The following is an 18,383-nucleotide window of genomic DNA, read 5'->3' as shown; positions in this document are numbered from 1 at the left end:
GTGATGCGAGAACGTGCCATTTTGTTTCCTCCGACGGCTCAGGGAAGCGATTGGTGACGGGCAGGGCACCCGAGGAGGCCCTGTGGATGGGGTGGTGCGCAACCGTAGGCCCATCGGAGAGACTCGCGTTCCCCCGCGCCATGCCCAGCGCGCCGGGCCGATCGTGAGGCCCAGGGTCGATACATCGTCGCGACCCGTTGCTCGATGTATCTCACTTATTCGACCGGCGTGGTTGGGGCCAGTCATGTTTACTTTCAGTGGTTCTAGTCCGAAACTGTTGTAGATTCGGGCCTGCGGTGGGCATAAGTGTGCGGGTCTGTACCCGACGCGTCAAGAGTCAAGCCGGTCTATCGGCCCCTGGAGGGCCACTTAGATGGGAAACATGTGTGCCCACAGATGGGAATCATGCATGTCCGCGAGGCCAGCGTTCGGGCAGAGTCCCGACGCTCGGCATCCACCGTCCGCCACCCACAGCCACTGGAGATGAGGCACCATGAACCCCCAGCCAGGACTTACCGTCGACAGGGACCGTTTGCTGCGCAACGGCCGCGAACACCGCGTCGTCTCGGCGGCGATCCACTACTTCCGCATCCACCCCGGCCTGTGGCACGACCGTCTGGAGCGGGTGCGCGCCCTCGGATGCAACACCGTGGAAACCTACGTGCCTTGGAACTTCCACCAGCCGGCACCGGACGTCGCCCGCTTCGACGGCTGGCGCGATGTTGAAGCCTTCGTCGGCGAGGCTGGTGCTCTCGGGCTGGACGTGATCGTCCGGCCCGGACCGTACATCTGCGCTGAGTGGGACTTCGGGGGCCTGCCTTGGTGGCTGCTCGCCGACGACGCCCCGGGTCTGCGGTGTGCGGACCCTGACTTCCTCGCAGCGGTGGACCGCTGGTACGACACGCTGATCCCGATCATCGCCCGGCTTCAGAGCTCGGCAGGAGGTCCGGTTGTAGCGGTGCAGGTGGAGAATGAATACGGCAGCTACGGCGCCGACTCCGACTATCTGGCACACCTGCGCGACGGCCTGACGGCGCGCGGCATCGACTGTCTGCTGTTCACCTCCGACGGGTACGAGTCCTGGAACCTGGCGGGCGGGACCCTGCCGGGAACACTGGCCACGGTGAACTTCGGATCCCGGGCCCACGACGCGTTCGCCGCGCTGCGCGAGGCCCGGCCCGACAGCCCCCTGCTCTGCATGGAGTTCTGGAACGGCTGGTTCGACCACTGGGGCGAGCAGCACCACGGACGGCGGGCCGACGACGCGGCGAAGTCCCTCGAGGAGATCCTCGCCGCCGGTGCGTCGGTGAACATCTACATGGCACACGGCGGTACCAACTTCGGCTGGTGGGCCGGCGCGAACCACACTGGCGTCCGGCAGGGCGATCCCGGATATCAGCCCACGACAACGAGCTACGACTACGATGCCCCGGTCGGCGAGGCCGGCGAGCTGACCGAGAAGTTCCACCTGTTCCGCGAGGTCATCGGTCGCTACGTCGAGCTGCCGGACGGCCCACTGCCCGCGCCGCCGTCCCGTGTACGGCCGCAGACGGTCGCCCTGCGCCCGACGGCTGCGCTCCGCGACCACACCGATGCGCTGGCTGCGACCTACCGCCGGCGCACACCCGAACCGCTGGAGAAGCTGGGCCATGGCCACGGGCTGGTGCTCTACCGGCGCCGCGTGACCGCGGCCCCGGGACCGGCAACCCTCTACATCGAGGGTGTCCGCGACTTCGCGCACGTCTTCGTGGACGGCTGCCTGGTCGGACGCCTGGAGCGTGACATGCCGGTGCCGGGCCTCGAAATCGACGTCCCGGACGGTAAATTCGACCTGGAGATCCTGGTCGAACCTTTCGGCCGCGTGAACTACGGCCCCCATATCACCGATCGCAAAGGTCTGATCGGCAGCGTGCGGGTGCGGCAGCAGGCCCAGTTCGGGTGGGACATCCACGTCATGCCGCTGGATGATCTCAGCTCCGTGCCGACCGATGCGGCGGCGATCGGCACCGAAGGCCCAGTGTTCCGCCGCGCGGAGGTGGAACTCCCGGAGAGCGCCGATGCCTTCCTCGCCCTGCCGGGAACTTCCCGCGCTCTCGTCTGGGTCAACGGCCTTCTGCTCGGCCGGCATTGGGACCGCGGACCTCAGCGCACGCTGTATGCACCGGGCCCGCTCTGGCGCGCCGGAAGCAACGACGTCGTGGTGCTCGACATGGAGGGGACGGGGGCTTCGGTACTGGAGGTGAGGAGCGAGCCGGACCTCGGACCGCAGGATTTCCTCGCATGATCACCCAGGACCACGAGCGTCCTGCATCAAGACCCTGGTGGTCATTCGCTGAGTGTGCTGTTGGGCTGTCTGTCTGCGAGATGATCGTGGTGCGGCCGGTTTCTGCCTGCCTCCGGTCGCGGGGGTGGGGCCGGGATGACGATGGTGCCGCAGCCGTGGCCTGAGCCGACGGCGGAGGTCGCCAGGGCGGTACGGGCCAGGTTTCACGGGCGGGAGATGCCGCTGCCGGTGGCGGTGCGTGACCGGTTCGGGGAGTTGTTCGCCGACGTGGAGTTCGCGTCCGCGTTCGGGGTGACGGGTCCGTCGGGCTGGTCACCGGGGCGGCTGTCGTTGGTGACGGTGTTCCAGATGGCGGAGAACCTCACGGACCGGCAGGCGGCCGAGGCGGTGCGGGACCGCTTGTCCTGGGCATACGCGCTGGGGCTGGACTTGGCGGACACCGGGTTCGACCACACGGTGCTGTCCGAGTTCCGCTCGCGGGTGGTCGCCCACCACCTGGAAGAGAAGGTGCTCGACCTGCTGCTGGCCAGGCTCAAGGAGATGGGCCTGGTGGAGGCCGGGGGCAAGCAGCGCGCCGATTCCACCTCGGTGGTCGCGGCAGTGCGGGACCTGAACCGGCTGGAGTTGGTGGGCGAGTCGGTCCGCGCACTGGTGGAGACGCTGGCGGCGGCGGCTCCCGACTGGCTGGCCCAGGTCATCGACGTGCCCGGCTGGTCGCGGCGCTACGGACGCCGGGTCGACTCCTGGAAGATGCCGGCCTCCAAGACCAAGCAGGACGCCCTCGCGATCGACTACGCCCGCGACGGCTTTGCCCTGCTCGGCGCGGTCTACGCACCCGAACAGCCAGGGTGGCTGCGGGAACTGCCCGCAGCCCAGGTCCTGCGGATCGTGCTGCTGCAGAACTACACCCGCACCACCGCGAGGAACGGGCGGGAGGTGGTCAAGCGGCGGGAGAAGAACACCGAAGACGGTGACGGACTCCCGCCCGGCAGTACCCGCCTGGCCTCCCCCTACGACACCGACACACGCTGGAGCGCCAAACGCGACGCCTTCTGGAACGGGTACAAGGTCCACATCAGTGAGACCTGCGCCACCGCGGCCGACGATGCCGGCCGCACCGAGCACGTGCCGCCGACGGCGAAGGCCGCAGCCAAGACCCCGCGCAGGCCGAAGCCCGATCGGGCGCCGAGGCGGCCCAATGTGATCACCAATGTCGCCACCACCGCCTTGACGCTGCCCGACAGCAAAGCCCTGGAAGGCATCCACCAGTCCCAGCAGCGTCGTGGCCTGCTCCCCGATGAGCATTACATCGATTCCGGCTACCCCAGCGCCGAACTGATCACCGGCTCCGCGGCCCGCTACGGCGTCGCCCTGATCACCCCGGTCCTGCTGGACACCTCCCGCCAGGCCAAGGCCAAGGAGGGTTTCGCCGCTCACGACTTCACCATCGACTGGGAGAACCATCAGGCTGTCTGCCCCACAGGCAACACCAGCACCGCCTGGACCCCGAACATCCAAAACGGGGTAACCAAGACCGTCGTGTCCTTCGCCGCCCTGGACTGCATCCCCTGCCCCTTCAAACAGCAGTGCACGACCGCGAAGAGCAACCGCCGCCAACTGTCCCTGCACCCACCGCAGATGACCGAGGCCCTACGGCACGCTCGCGCGCGGCAGCAGACCAAGGACTGGAACACCGACTACGCCCTACGCGCCGGCGTCGAGGGCACCATCCGACAGGCAGTCGCCGTCACCGACCTGCACCAGGCCCGCTACCGCGGCCTGGCAAAGACCCACCTCGAACACGTCTACAGCGCCGTCGCACTGAACCTGATCCGACTCGACGCCTGGTGGAACGGCCACCCTCTCGACCGCACCCGAACAAGCCACCTCGCCCGACTCGAATTACGCCTCGCCGCTTGACCAAGCCGAATGACCACCAGGGTCCATCAAGGGCCGATAACAGCCCGGCCCCTCACACTCAGTGACGGTCAGTCAACGCAGACCCGGTGGGCACCGCTCAAGTTCGAAGATCCGGTATTCCAATGCGGCGCGCAGTGCCGCCTGGAGTAGTGCCCGCGCGTCCGGTTCAGCCGCTACCCGCTCGGCGCGTTCGGACGGTGGCACTGTGGATCCTGACCTTCGTCTTCCCGACGGCGTTCATCGACTATCTCTCGAGCGCTGCCCTGCTGGAGCGGCTCGACGGAGTCCCGCTGCCGCCCAGGCTGGCCTGGGCGGCAGCGGGAGCCGGTTTGGTCGTCTTCGCCCCCAGCAACTGAGTTGTCAGGCCGGCTACTCGTCGATCACGGTGACGACCGCTCGCGCCTTGACCGACGTGTCGGCGACCGTTCCGGCCACGGTGAACCATCCCTCCTTGGCCACCTTGTCCTCCGAGACGGGAGCCCAGGTCACATCGACCGACTTGGTCGTGCCGTCGGTGTAGACGGCCTCGGTCTGTGCAGGCAGCGTAGGCACGACGCCGACCTGCGTATCAACGGCAACGGTCTTGAAGTCGACAATGGACGTCACCTTCTGCGCCTCGTACACCTCAAACTCGGCCAAACCGGACTCCGCGCCGATTGGGTTGTCGTACTTGCCATCGGGATCGACGGTGAACTTCACCCAGCTGGTCTTGACGGGCGCATCAAGCGTCACGACATTGTCCGGTTGGCCATCCCACTGGATATCGGTGACCCGCTTGCTGCCACCTTCCCATTCCAGGACTCCTTCCGAGATCCGGTCACCAGACCCTCCGCGATCGACCAGATTGACGCGATCGATCTCCACCGCAGTGGGGAAGTCGAGTTTGACCCACGGAGTCCGGTCAGCCTTCTTCGCCGCCCAGGAGGTGGCTTTGGAACCGTCGATCGCCTTCGTGCCGAGATAGCGGTCGTCTTGATTGCCACCGTCCGGGACGCCGTTTCGATCTCGGACCGAAGAGACCGTCACCTTTGCCTGATCGGCAATGTTGGTGCTGCGCGCAACGATCACTTCCTGGTTCGACCGCACCTTCACCCCATCCAAGGTCACGCCCGCTTCCGCAGTCGCCTTGAATGTGCCAGTGATCGGCTCCTTCAGCACGATGGTGTTACTTCCCGTCACGTTCTCCAGACGGTCATCGCTGAACTCGTAGGCGACCGTCGCCTTCGACAGGTTCACCTTCTCGCCGGTGCTGAGGGTTCCCTCAACCGTTCCGACAATCGGCTCTCCCGTCTTGATATCGCTCTTGTTGAGCGACAGCTTCACTTCTTTGAGGCATGTCGGAATGGACAGCTTGCCGGATGCGTCCACGTCGACGTAGAAGTGATCGCTTGCGCGGTACCCATCCAACTCCGCGGTCACGCTGATTCTGGTGCGCCCCTTCCCGGCGGCCGATACCACGCCGTCGGCCCCCACTTCGGCCACGGACGGATCGTCGCTGATGAAAGCGAGCTTTGCAGCTCCCAGGTCGATCGGCTGACCGAGGAAGGAGAGTCCTGCTACATCGATCGCGGCGGTGCGGCCATCCGCATCGACTTTCGGATCCAGCTTGATGCTGCCGAGTGCGGTGAGATCTCTCGACGAGAAGGCCTGGACTTCGAGCACGTCGATCGGGCTGCCGCTCTGGCCACCGCCGGGGAACGAGACCCTCACATAGCGCGCCTGCACGCTGGAGTGGTCAGGATCGACCGGATAGTTGTAGTAGAGGCCTTCCTGCTCCCAGGCATACAGTGTCGTGTCGCTCTTCGGAACGGCGTGCGTGTCCCTCGACGTCGGCAAACCCGCCCCGGACAGGACCGACGTTTCGTTGCCCGTAGTCCACTTGACGCCGTCTTCGCTGTACTCGATCTTCACCTTCTTCGGCACGTTGTAGTAGGTCACATTGTCGGGGTTCGGCATGTGATGGTTGAAGAAGACGTTGACGCGGGTGAGTTCTTGCATCTTCCGCAGGTCGTAGGTGATGCTCGGAGATTCATCGCCGGCCGGCGCGACCCACTTTTCGGAATTGCCTCCCGACGCGTCATTGATGGTGCCGTCGGACAACGTGCTCGCGTGCTCGCTGTTGGTAGACACCTCCGGTGCGATCCCCTGCGTGACATTGAAATCGGGGAGGAGAGTGACGTAGTTACGGGTTGAGGTGTAGGTCTTCCCATCCACCGTGATGTCGGCCCAGTAGCTGTACATCGTCGGCTTGGCGACCTTGCCGGTGAACTTCATGGTGTTGCCTTCGACGACAAACGGCGATTCGTCGGCCGGCACCTCGGTGACCGTGATCTTGCCGGCCGCGTTGTCGCGCTTGCCGTCGACGGTCGCGTAGTGGTACTTGATCTCGGAAGGATTGAGGATGTCGACCGTGCCGCCCTTACGGGTGAAGGCCTTGAAGGTCACGGGGACGTCCTTGTTCGTCGAGAACTGACCCCAGAACGACGATCCCTTCGTGAACATGTTCACGCCGACAAGCGGGAGTGCCGCCGAGATCGCGCCGTTGTGCACCTTGACCGGATACGTGTCGGTCTTGACCTGGGGATCGTTCACACCGTCGTCGTAGGTCGCGGTCACCGTGATGATCGCGGTCCCGTCGCCGACAGCCTTGACCCGGCCGGAGCCGCCCACCTTTGCGACCTGCTCGTTGTCGCTGGTGAACTTGAGCTTCGCCGACGCGAGAACGTTGGTGTAGTCGTTCATGTAGCTCTCGGCCCTGAGCTGCAGGGCCTTTGTCGAGGTCTGGCTGCTGAACAGCTTGACGCTCGTCATCTTGTAGTCCCTGACCGGGCTCTTCGTCCTGATCTTGATGATCGTGTCAACAGGATCCGCGGTCACCTGGGACGTGTCTATGTTGATGTAGTACTTCTCGCCGTCCCGCTCCATGGTGAACGGCAGCGCGATCCCCTTGTTGAGCCACTCCACGGCGTCGACCTTGTAGTCGAACGGACCGATCCGGCTCATCTGATCCTGGCCGCTGAAGCCCGACTTTGCCACGCCGGAGATCTGGTTCTTGATCATGTGCATGTAGGCGTACTGGTCGCGAGCCATGGCGTAGCCCCACTCGGGCCCCTGACCGTGAGCGATAGCCTTCTGCGGATCGGTGTACCAGCCCGGCTTGCGCGTGTAGTCCATGCTGTACGGCGTGGTGCCGTACATGGACTCGCGCAGATCAGGCCCGGCGCTGTTGTCCATCCACTTCACGATCGAAGCGCGCATGTCCGACAGTTGCTGTGAGGAGACCGGCACCATCGAGAAGATGTTGGTGTTGTCCAGGTTGCTGCTCAGGTTGTCCATGCCGCGAGTCACGCTGATCGAGGAGTCATAGTTCATGACATAGCCGTGGCCGTACTGGTTGATCAGTTCTTTTGTTGCTTCGGCCCAGTTGTCCCGCTCATTGCCCCCGGCGTATTGGGTCCAGACGTCCAGGGCCGTGGTGTAGGGGTCATTCCATTCCTCATGGGCGACCTTCCTGCCCTGCGGCAGGATTCCGTCATGCCAGCCGCCGCCCGTGTACGGTTCGCTGTTCCAGAACGGCCGCTCGTGCAGCGTGATGTCCTGATCGCCGGTTTGCGCATTCGGGTTCGCGTCGATGAGTACCCGGTCGTTGTAGTTGCGGGCCGAGCTCCAGGCGACGTCGACGTTGGAATAGGACTCGGGGCCACCGTCGGCGAACACGTACGACGGGTCGTATCGCGCTACCAGGCTCTGGATGTCGCTTTCAAGAATCTCGGACCCCTCGTACAGCGATGAGAGGTATACACCGAACCTCAAACCGTAACGCTCGGCAGCCTCCTTGGCCTGCTTTACACGGTCCTTCACGTGCCAGGTGCCGTCATCGGCCTTGTACAGTGCGTTGTACTTGTACAGCTTGTTGCTGTCGTTCGGGGTCAGGTTCGCATTCGGCGACGGCCAGTAGTAGATGGTGTTCTGAATGCTTTCTGTCGAAAGCATGGTCATGCCCATCTCTTTGGCCTTCTGGGCCCATTCATCGTAGTTGTAGTTCGGGTCGTACAGGTTCGGCATGGTCCCTGTGGTGTGCGACAGGGCCGCCATCTTCCCGTTGATGAACCAGTCGACCGGGTTCCTCTTGACCGTGATGGTGTACTGCTTCGTCGCGGAGGCGCCCTGAGCGTCGGTCACCTTCACGGTGAAGGTGTAATCCTTCTGTGTCTTGCCTTGCGCACCGTCCGAGACCGTGCCGTCGATGTGACCGTCGGCCGCCAGTGTGAGCCCGGGCGGCAGTTGGCCATCGGCGACGGTCCACTTGTACCCAGGAGCTCCGCCGGCGGCCTGGAAGGAGAACGGAGCAGCCTGCGGGGCGATACTCGACGTGTTCTGCTTGCCGTCGATCGTCGCGACCATTCCGACGTACGGGTTCTCGTCGTAGGCGTACGGCAGACTGTTGGACGGATAGTCGTTCGCCGGCGTGTTCGCGTTGCGCTTCTTGAACGCCTCCTGATCAACACTGAGGCCCGTCGTGACAACGGACAGCTGATTGTTGGACGCATTCGGTCCCGCCACGGAGTGCGTCAGGCCGGGGACGAGGTCTCCGTTGCCGTCGCACAGTCTTGCGTAGAAGCCGAGGAAGTTCTTGTTCTTGCCGGTGTTCTTGTTCTGAATCTCGATCAGAAGCTTGTTCCAGCCCTGCTTTAGCTGAATGGGATACTTTGTACCGTTCTTGTTGACCCTGTTCACGACGCTGCCTTGCTGACCGACCTGAGCGTCGTTTGCGAACAGCCGGTACACACCCGAGCCGCCGACCTGCCACTGAACGTCCTTCGCGGTCGGGCTGTAGACGTAGCTTGCGGCCACAACCCACTTGCCGGTTGTGGCCTGGCCCTGCTTGACGTCGAAGTAGCCCATCAGGTCGTTGTAGTCGTCGTAGTTCCGGTTGAAGATGCGATCGTCGAAGTACTGCCAGGTCGACGTCTCGTTGCTTCCCGGGTCAGCAAGAGACTTGCCGATCGCGGGGACAACGGGTACGGAAGACCGCTCGACCACCGGATCGGTGTAGGGACCGGAGACCACCCACTGGTTCAGGTACGGCGCCGTGCCTCCGGTTTGAGCCGCCTGGGCTTGCGGCCCCGTGAGTACATTGCCCACCGCAAAGGCGAGCGCCATCGCGGTCGCGATGACGCCGCACTGGATCTTGCGCAAAGTTTTCATTTTACCTCCTTGTACTTGTCGAGATGGCCGATGCCCCGCCGTTGTGGATCTTCAGCGGCCCATCCGCCCCCCACAGCCGTCCTCAAGTCGCGGGATCGAAGCCTCCCTCCTGCCCACACCGCTGCATTCAGGGTTGCCAGGATGTTTCACATCCTGTCCAAGGGCGTGGGAAGTAGATCAGATCTATTCCCGCCCGGCAAGGGTTCTAACGGACGTACTTGTGGCGCCGGCATGCAGCGAAGCGAACCCATGACGATGGCCAGGCGCGCGCAACGGGTCCCGTGTCGCTCTCTCGTCGACTCGTGACCCGGCTTCCGTGCCTTCGATGCTGGCCATTGATCAGATCTATGCCGGGTCTTCGACCTTTCACCTTCGGGCCCGCCGGCAAGCTCTGGAGCGGTCTGGCCCACCGCCACTACCAGCTCGTCCACCGAGCCGAACTCCTCCACGACCCGGTCCGGGTCAAGGGGCCGACAGTCGAACCGGACAAGGCGGCCCCTGGCTGATTGCGGCCGGATATCCCGAACACATCACGCTGATCAGCCTGTTCTCATCAACCCACTGGAGACGCTCGCTCCTCAGTGACGACCTCCTCTTCGTCACACAGGCCCTCGCCGAATTCCACCGCCGCTTCCCCTTGCTGGCGCCCCTGCGGGGCGCCAGCCGCACATGGCTCAGCACAACCATCACGGCCACAGCCAGACAGATCGAAGCCCTCCTTTGCTGACTTCGGCCTGTCAGGGTGAACTTTCACGAAGTCGCTGATGGGCCTGGAGCGGTGGCTGTATCCCGTGCTATGTGAGGTATGCGGATGGGGGCGGACTGACCGCGGCGGGACGACGGCGCCGGGAGACGGTGCGGATGGAGGCGGCCCAGCTCTTCGAGCGGAAGATCAAGCCGGCGGAGGTGGCACGGCGTCTTCGGGTGAGCCGGAAGTCCGCCTATCAGTGGCACCAGTTGTGGCGGGATGGCGGTGCGCAGGCTCTCGCCTCCCGCGGCCCGAGCGGATCACGATGCCGTCTGTCCACGCACTGTCTGGAGAAACTGGCCGTGTACCTCGAGCAGGGGCCGGCCACGCACGGCAATGCGGTCCATGTCCAGGCCGGGCCGGGTGCAGGCGGTGTCGGCGGCTGCGCGGATCAGGGCCTGGTAGGTGGTGAGCCAAGCGTAGACCTCCTGGTCAAGCCCGGACAGGCTGCGCGAGCGCAGGATGCGGCCGTCGAGCATCGTGGCCTTGATCGAGAAATACGTGGTCTCGGCCTGCCAATGCTCGTGATGCAGGGCGATCAACTCGGTGGCGGGGTAACACGTGGCGTCAAGGAGGCTGGTCAGCAGCCGCCATTGCTCGTGGCGGACGGTGCCGTCGGCCAGGGTGAGGGTGACGTCGGCCTCGATGACGCGGACCCTCAGCAGGGCGGGCAGGACGCCGTAGCCGATCCGGGCCAGGTAGGAGCCGTCGGCGAGATGCCAGCCGGGGGTGGGGATGCGGCGGGCGGAGGGCCGCACCAGCAACTGCGCGCCGGTGGCGTGGACATCCCGGGCGAACTCGTTGCCGTCGAAGCCGGCATCTGCCAGCAGCAGCATCGTGCGGTCCAGCACACTCAACAAGCGCTGCGCATAGGTGAGTTCGCCTTCGCTCTCAGGTCCGAACGCGGCGGCCAGGATCGCGCGGGTGCCGCACTCCACCAGGACCACGAGCCGCAGCAGCGGATAGCCGAACTCCAGCCAGTAACCGGCCCGTTTCGGGTAGCGCCAGGTAATCGCGGGCTCGTCGGGCGCGTGCAGAAAGGTCCCGTCGACAGCCACGGTCCGCAGGCCGCGCCAGAAGGAGCCAGTCTGGCCGCGGTGGGCGAGGGACCCGGCAAGGACCTCGAACAGGCGCCGCAGCGGGGCTGTCTCTATCCTCCGCCGGGCCCGGGACAGTGAAGAAACCGCCGGCCGCACCAGGGCCAGTCCTTCCAGCCCGGCGACCAGCTTGCCCCACACCCCCCGGTAGGAGCAGTCCTCGAACAGGGCCACTGCGAGGACGAAGTAGACCACCACCCGCGACGGCAGCACCAGCAGCCGCAGCCGGCGCTCCTGCGTCCCGGTCTTCTCCAGCACCGCGTCCATCAGCGCGAAGTCCACGACCTGCGTCAGCTCGCCCACGTGCCCGGGCGCGTACACACCCCCGGCCACCTCGATCGTTCGCGTGATGACAGACTTCTCCGGCAATGGGACTCCCGATGATCGCTCTGCATCAGCAACAAGTTGATCCACCAGGACGTCCCGCTGCGTCATTCACCAGGGCTTGACCTGCCGCTCAAGACTCAAACGCAACGGTGTTGAAGCAGACGGGCAGATCTCGTACGAGCCGGGCGGGTCGTCCATAATCAGACGGCCGCAGCAGACGCAGGGGTATTCGCTCCCCTTGTCCGCCACCATCTGCTGTGCGACCAGCGTGCCGTCCTGCAACATCGCCCCCAGCACCATCACCGCCTGCCCGGCCGCGTCCCGCGAGCCCCGCAGGCACTTGCTGTCCACGGCCACGACCCGCGCCTTGTCCCCCGAAGACCCGCAGCAGCTTCTCCAGTCCGCCCGACATGACCGCGCTGCGGTGCCTTCGGCCTGGTGAAGGCACCGAACTCGGACACGATGCGCCGCGTGGTCACCGACCTGTAGTGGGTCAGATGTATCAGATCTATATTCCTGAAGGTGGCGGATAGATTCTGTTTGACTGCTTGACCGGCCTGCGATCAAACCACACACTGCTGTGGGTCTGGGGTGCATACGCAGGCCTGGGTGGGGAGGAGGGCTTCAGTGAGGACTGCCGACCGTCAAAAGAGTCTGAACCATGCGAGATCTGCAGTCAGTTGAAGTTGAGCATCTCGCATCCCGTCTCGGCGCGACATCGAGGCGCCGCCGCTCCCGTGCCCGGGGTGCCACCGTGGACTGGCACGTCGGTTCCCTCGCAGCAGAGGTAGCCGGCTGGTGCTGAACAACGACACTGGCGCTGTCGCCGGTGTTCTGAGTGAAGGAACGCCGACAGGTTCACCCTCACCTCCGCAACGGTAGGGGCCGTTCCTGACGCGTCGCGCGCCTGTCACTCCCGCATGTCCTGCAATGGCGGGGTGCGGAATGGTCACTGATGAAGAGGGGATCACTCGACAGTGAGAAAAAGTCATAGAAAGATTGCATCTTCCCTAGGGGTGATGATCATTGCGTCACTCCTATTTGGTGCATCAACGGCAAATCAGGCATCTGCGCAGCAGGTGACAGGGAACGCTCCGTTCCTCAACTCGTGGCTGGTGTCGGGCCCGTTCGATTCGCCGGTGGTCGACAAGCAGTACGACTGTGAAGCCGATGACTCGAAGCCCGGGTGGTCGGCCGTCGCCGACAGTGCCGAGACCGCGGCGGAGAACGGTGCCGCGGCCAACGCGGTCGACGGTGACCCGTCGACCATCTGGCACACCGCGTACTCCGGCGGTGTCGCACCCATGCCGCACTGGCTCGACATCACGCTGACCGAGCCGCACGTGATCGACAAGCTGACGTACCTGCCACGGCAGGGCGGCGGTACCAACGGGAACATCGCGAACTACGAGGTGTCGGTCAGCAACGACGGCGTCTCGTGGGGCACACCGATAGCCACTGGCACGTTCAGCGCCGGGGCCGAAGTGAAGACGGTCACCTTCCCGCCGGTCAGTGCCAAGCACGTGCGGCTGCGGGCCCTGAGTTCGCAAAACGGGCAACCCTTCACTTCGGCCGCCGAGGTCAACCTGTACGGTTCTGCGGGATTGCCGTCCGGCACGTACACCCCGGTCGACGGGAAGACGAAGATCACCCCGAAGGTGGGCGAGTCGCTGAGCTTCGGCGACGAAAGCGCCAAGTGGGAGTACTTCGACGACCGCATCTACAACCGGACCTACGACGACTACCAGGATCTCTACGGGTACTACTCCGTAAAGAAGGGTGTCGATACGCGGAACAAGTACGTGTACGCGCACACGTACGTCTACAGTCCGGTCGAGCGGCAGGCATATTTCAACGTCGGGGCGAGCGGTTCGTACCGGCTGTATGTGAACGATAGCTGCCTGACGGCCCCAAGCACTCCGGCGGAGGTGCAGAAGGATCTGACGAAGCAAGCTGTTCAGCTGCACGCAGGCTGGAACAAGCTGATGATTCAGATCAAGCACACCTACACGGAGGACGTGAATTCAAATGGCGTGCCGATCGCCAAGGACCAGAACGTAGCCTATCTCGGGTTCTACGGCCGGGTGACGGACCAGAACGGCAACAAGCTCAATGATCTGGTCAATTCTGTGGCAGGGCCGTCGGGAAGCCTGCAGATCGTGTCGCAAGGACTCTCGACTGACGATGCGATCCACACTTCGCTTCCGCAGGGCAACATGCCGACCGGCTACAAGGAATGGCCGTACGTCTGGAACAAGTCAGCCGCCTCCAACAAGTACGGCGTCTCCGCTTCGGCTTTCCAGTTCATGGCTGCTGGTGGCGCGCCAGGTTATACGTGGAAGGTCGTCAACGGGAAGTTGCCTGATGGTCTGGAGCTGGACCCTGACGGCTCCATCACGACTGGACTGGTCGACGGGAAAGTCGATCTGAACAGCGCCAAAGGCATCATCAGCATCAACTCCAAGCCGGGCAACTACCACTTCACCGTCCAGGTGGCCGACAAGGACGGGAACACTGCTTCAAAAGACTTCACCATCACGGTGAAGGAGCGCCCCAACAAGTGGTTCGAAGAAGGCAGGGTCGGTGCACTGACCCATTCCACCCCGACGTACAACTACTTCGTGGATCCGAACTACTCCGTTGACCGATGGGCAGAGAGAGCGAAGCGTCAAGGACACTCGCTGGTGTCGGTCGAGTCGCTGCAGCAGAACTACTTCTGGCCGTCCAAATTCGCAGACCCGAAGCACAATAGGGCAGAGTATCTTCCCAAGGATGAGAACGGGAAGGTGGTAGACGGACTGAGGCAGTACGAGCAAGCAGTAAAGCGTCACGGCATGAAGTTCGGCTTGTACTACGCAACCGAGGGTGGCGGTCTGCAGCATTACTCCACTGACGTGCTCGTGCAGAACGTGGAGGATCTCATCCACCGCTACGCTCCGGACTACCTGTACTTCGACGGTCCGCAGGCAATGCCCAACGCCAATTACGACGTGATGTACAGCCTCATTCGCAACTACAGCGACGAGATCGTTGTGAACTCGAACGCCTGGGGCGTCGAGTACGGCGATCCGGACCTGCGAACCGACGAGGCGTCAGGCATCTACTCCCCAGCGCATGGGAATCATCTTCTGAAGCGGACGGTCATGGAACCGTGGAAGATGATCCACACGAAGAACATGTTGTCGCCGTACTACGAAAAGCGCGACGACTTCAGGCAGGTCACCAAAGAAATGCTGATGAACGCTGGTCGAGGTCTTGTCGACAACAACGATCAAAGTGTTATCGACAGCCGGGGACCGAACTGGGACTCTCCCCAGGACATCGCCACGAGGTACCCGAAGGCTGTACAGGAGTTCATCGATGTAAGAGAAGGGCTGGCCGACTGGTTCGGGCCGAAGGGTAAGCCGGAGCGGCACGAGTCCACGACGGGCACAACGCCGTATTTCCTGGCCGGCTACGGCTACGAGGACGACGGACGAGGAAATTACGAAAAGTTCGCTCGCCCCAACAGCACGACTGGTCCGCAATGGGGTTACGCGACCGCCCGGGACAACAAGATCTACCTTCACGTCATGAAGGGGCCGGACGGCAAGAAGGGCTTCGATGCGATTCCCGGTAAGTCCCTGACCATTCGCCCGGTCAAGGGTCGGGTCAATTCGGTGAAATGGCTGAACAGTGACAGCCCGGTCACGTCGTTCAAGCAGGACGGCGACAGCCTGACCATCAACCTGGCTGATGTGAAGGAAGACCCGATCGACACGATCATCAAGATCGTGACCGACAATCCTGAGCGCAAGTACAAGCTGACCAACGTCGACGTGACCGGTGAGCAGTTGGCGCCGAAGGTGTTGAAGGTCAATGCCGAGGGCTACATGACGTATCCCGCCCTGAAGGCCAAGCTTTCGCACGTGACCTACAGCAGCGCGAATCCTGGGATAGCTGAGGTTCGCCCCAGCGGAATCGTGCATCCGGTGTCGGATGGCACGACGAGCATCACGGTTCGCGGCACTTATGAAGGGGTGACCAAGCAAGGTGAACTGAAGGTGACGGTCAAGGATGGCCTCGTCTATGCCGCCGACATGATCAGCGCATCGCTGATGGTGGAGGGGAAAGAGGCATACGGCGAGTTCGGCCTGAACGACGGGCTCGAGTACAAGCTCGAAGGCAGGTCGGCTACAGGCGGGCCCATCGGATTGGACGCGACACAGGTCAAATGGCATGGCGGAATCGTCGATCTGACCGGCGGGGACAAGTACAAGCCGGTCGCCATCAAGGAAACAGACACGTTCGCGTTCAAGGGGAACAAGGTCATCACCCCGCAGGTCGAGGCATCCACGAGAGGAGTCGTCTGGGCAGACGTGACACTGAACGGTAAGACCTACACGACAAACCGGGTATTCATGGACCTGCTGCCGTACCGGAACCTTGCGAAGGGTGCCGAGATCACGGCCGGCCAGGGCCAAGATGCGGTGTCGAACCTCACCGACGGCAGGCTCATCGACGGCGATCACTTCGATCAGTCGAAGTGGTCGGTACCAGGAAGCGAGCAGGCTTGGATTCAATTCAAGCTTCCCGCGAAGTCTGATGTCTCGAACATCGACATCAACTTCAACACGCTGGATCAGCGATACGTCAACACGCCCAAGACGATCAAGATCCAAACCAGTGTCGACGGCGTGACCTGGAACGATGCCAGCACCGTCAACGGCCCAACGGGCACTGCCTATTTCGGGTTCAGCGACCAGTACCCGCTTAGCGCACAGGCCCAGTACGTGAAGTTGGTGTTCGACGGCGGCTCGAACGGGTCAACTACCGACCTGCTCGAGGTCGCCATCAACGGAAGGTAGGTGACACGGTAGCCGGTCAGCGTCGTGGTCTTTACCAGTCACGACGCTGGCCGGTTGCCAACGAAGGAGAACCGGTCCCAGCGCCTCAGTCCGTGCAGGGAGCTGTCGATCAATAACTCCTCGCTTTGATGAGGTGGTTGACTCTGGTGCGCAATTCCGGGTGGGTGGTCAGGCTGTGAGTCGGTAGCTGAGGCGGGTGAGGTTGCTGGTGCGGCTGCGGTCCAGTGGATGCTCGGTCCAGTGGGCGTCGAGGCGGACGACGTTGATCGCGGTGGCGGAGAAGGCGTGCTGGAGGCGGACTTTCGGCAGCCCGCGGTAGCGGGCCCGGCGGATGCCGGTGATGTCGAGGGCCTGGTTGATGGTTCCTTCCACTCCGGCCCGCAGGGCGTACTTGTCCTTCCAGGTCTTGGTCTTCTGTTCGGTGCGGGCGGCGGCGAGGGCGGTGTGCAGGTGCTCGGGGTAGAGGGTGAGCATGCGGTTGCCGCGCCGGGCCGAGGTGCACTCGGGTCGGACGGGGCATGCCTGGCAGTCCGTCTTGGCGAACTCGACGACGATGGCGTCTCGTTCGCGTTGTCGCACCGGGTGCCATCCGGTGCTGGTGTTGCCCTGGGGGCAGCGGACCTGGCGGGCTTTCCAGTCGATCCGGAAGGCACTCTTGTCGTAGCCGGTGTGGCTCTTGGCCTGGGCGGATCGGTCGAGGAGGACGGGAGTGACCATGACGGTTCCGCGGCTGCGTGCGGCCTCGATCAGTTCGGCGGAGGGGTAGCCGGAGTCCAGGTAGTGCTCGGCGGGCGGGAGGCCGCGGTCGGCGAGTTGTTGCTGGATCGGCGCGGTGGCCTTCACGTCCGGCACCGTCGACAGGGTGGTGGTCACATCCGTGATCAGTTTCGGCAGTCCCCGGGCTTCGGCTTCGGCTTCGGCTTCGGCTTCGGCTTCGGCTTCGGGGGGAGTGTTGTCGCAGCTCTCGGTGAGGTGGACCTTGTAGCCGAGCCAGAACAGGTCGTCGCCCTTGGCGGACCAGCGGGCGTCGGGGTCGTAGGGCGAGGCGAGGCGGAGATGGCCGGGCGGGACACCGTCCTCGTCGGCTTCCCGCTTGCTGACCACCTCCTTGCCCCGGCTGCTGGTGCGGACGGTGTAGGTCTGCACGAGGACTTGGCGCATGATGTCCACGGCCCCGATCTCCCGCAGCCAGGCCGGCGCGTCGGGCGACCAGACGGCCCGGCACAGCCGCAACGCGTCCTGGCCGTAGACCTGGGACAGCTGGTCGCGCTTGACCTTGGAGCCGGGCAGTTTCCAGCTGTCGACCCGAGGTCCGTAGCGGTGGGCGAACTCCGGCACGTCCACGGCCCGGGCCAGCCAGTCCGGTGCCGCGGCCGACAGCGCCTCCAGCGCAGCCCGCACGCTCTCCCCGGCCAGTTCCAACCGGTTCAAGTCCCGTACCGCGCTGACCACATGGGTGGAATCGGTGCGCTGCTTTCCTCCCGCGGCCACCAGCCCGGCATCAACGCAGTGCTCAAGGAGCCGGTCGAAGACGACACGTTCCATGCCGTTGCCGACCAGGCGGGCCCGGAACCGGGGCAGCACACTGTGGTCGAAGCCGGTGTCCGTCAGCTCCAGGCCGAGGGCGTACTTCCAGTCGATGGCCCGTATCGCCATCGCCGCGGCCTGCCGATCGGTCAAATTCTCCGCGAACTGCAACACCGTGACCAGCGACAGCATCCCCGGCGACAGGCCCGGCGCCCCACGCACCCCGAACGCCTCAGCGAACGGCTCATCGGTGAAGACCTCCCCGAGCCGGTCCCGCACCCGGATCGCCAAACTCTCCTGCGGGAACGCCGCCCGCGCGACCCGAACCGTCTGCTCCGGGACCGGCGGCAGCCCCATCGGCCGCAACGACATCACAACCCACCCTCCACGGCCGGACGACACGTAACGACCGCAGGAACGATCAT

General features: G+C 64.1%; 9 protein-coding genes and 1 pseudogene. 6 read left to right on the top strand and 4 right to left on the bottom strand.

Annotated elements, in window-relative coordinates; all coding sequences use genetic code 11:
• Positions 1-493: 493 nt before the first annotated feature.
• From OG395_RS04340 to OG395_RS04330, 3 genes are all read left to right on the top strand, one after another.
• Entirely contained in the window at positions 494-2,284 is a 1,791-nt protein-coding gene (locus OG395_RS04340; RefSeq protein WP_327241676.1) for a glycoside hydrolase family 35 protein, read from the top strand.
• A gap of 135 nt (positions 2,285-2,419) precedes the next feature.
• Positions 2,420-4,204 carry a transposase gene (locus OG395_RS04335; RefSeq protein ID WP_327241675.1) on the top strand — a complete coding sequence of 595 codons (1,785 nt, stop codon included), beginning with the start codon at positions 2,420-2,422 and terminating at the stop codon, positions 4,202-4,204.
• Between the two features lie 197 nt (positions 4,205-4,401).
• Entirely contained in the window at positions 4,402-4,560 is a 159-nt protein-coding gene (locus tag OG395_RS04330) for a hypothetical protein (RefSeq protein WP_327241674.1), read from the top strand.
• Between the two features lie 13 nt (positions 4,561-4,573).
• On the opposite strand, the gene OG395_RS04325 is transcribed toward OG395_RS04330, so the two are convergent.
• Entirely contained in the window at positions 4,574-9,412 is a 4,839-nt protein-coding gene (locus tag OG395_RS04325) for a DUF7402 domain-containing protein (protein ID WP_327241673.1), read from the bottom strand.
• Between the two features lie 347 nt (positions 9,413-9,759).
• On the opposite strand from OG395_RS04325, the gene OG395_RS04320 reads away from it, so the two are divergent.
• Complete coding sequence (locus OG395_RS04320) at positions 9,760-9,918, top strand: hypothetical protein (RefSeq protein WP_327241672.1); 159 nt, start codon at positions 9,760-9,762, stop codon at positions 9,916-9,918.
• Between the two features lie 292 nt (positions 9,919-10,210).
• Positions 10,211-10,495 (top strand): annotated as a pseudogene (locus OG395_RS58055) (helix-turn-helix domain-containing protein); the annotation flags it as partial.
• On the opposite strand, the gene OG395_RS04310 reads toward OG395_RS58055, so the two are convergent.
• Together OG395_RS04310 and OG395_RS04305 are read right to left on the bottom strand one after the other, a co-directional pair.
• Entirely contained in the window at positions 10,421-11,692 is a 1,272-nt protein-coding gene (locus tag OG395_RS04310) for an IS4 family transposase (protein ID WP_442818511.1), read from the bottom strand. The pseudogene OG395_RS58055 and the gene OG395_RS04310 sit on opposite strands and share 75 nt — an antisense overlap.
• Positions 11,693-11,941: a hypothetical protein gene (locus OG395_RS04305; RefSeq protein ID WP_327241670.1), complete on the bottom strand. Its 249-nt coding sequence runs from the start codon at positions 11,939-11,941 to the stop codon at positions 11,693-11,695.
• Positions 11,942-12,603: 662 nt separating this feature from the next.
• On the opposite strand from OG395_RS04305, the gene OG395_RS04300 reads away from it, so the two are divergent.
• Complete coding sequence (locus OG395_RS04300) at positions 12,604-16,431, top strand: discoidin domain-containing protein (RefSeq protein WP_327241669.1); 3,828 nt, start codon at positions 12,604-12,606, stop codon at positions 16,429-16,431.
• Positions 16,432-16,599: 168 nt separating this feature from the next.
• On the opposite strand, the gene OG395_RS04295 is transcribed toward OG395_RS04300, so the two are convergent.
• Positions 16,600-18,330, bottom strand: a complete 1,731-nt coding sequence (locus OG395_RS04295) for an IS1182 family transposase (RefSeq protein ID WP_327241668.1) — start codon at positions 18,328-18,330, stop codon at positions 16,600-16,602.
• Positions 18,331-18,383: the final 53 nt, after the last annotated feature.

The sequence above is a fragment of the Streptomyces sp. NBC_01320 genome (assembly GCF_035974375.1).
Taxonomy (GTDB): Bacteria; Actinomycetota; Actinomycetes; order Streptomycetales; family Streptomycetaceae; genus Streptomyces; species Streptomyces yanii.
This window is presented reverse-complemented; position numbering and strand designations above follow the sequence as displayed.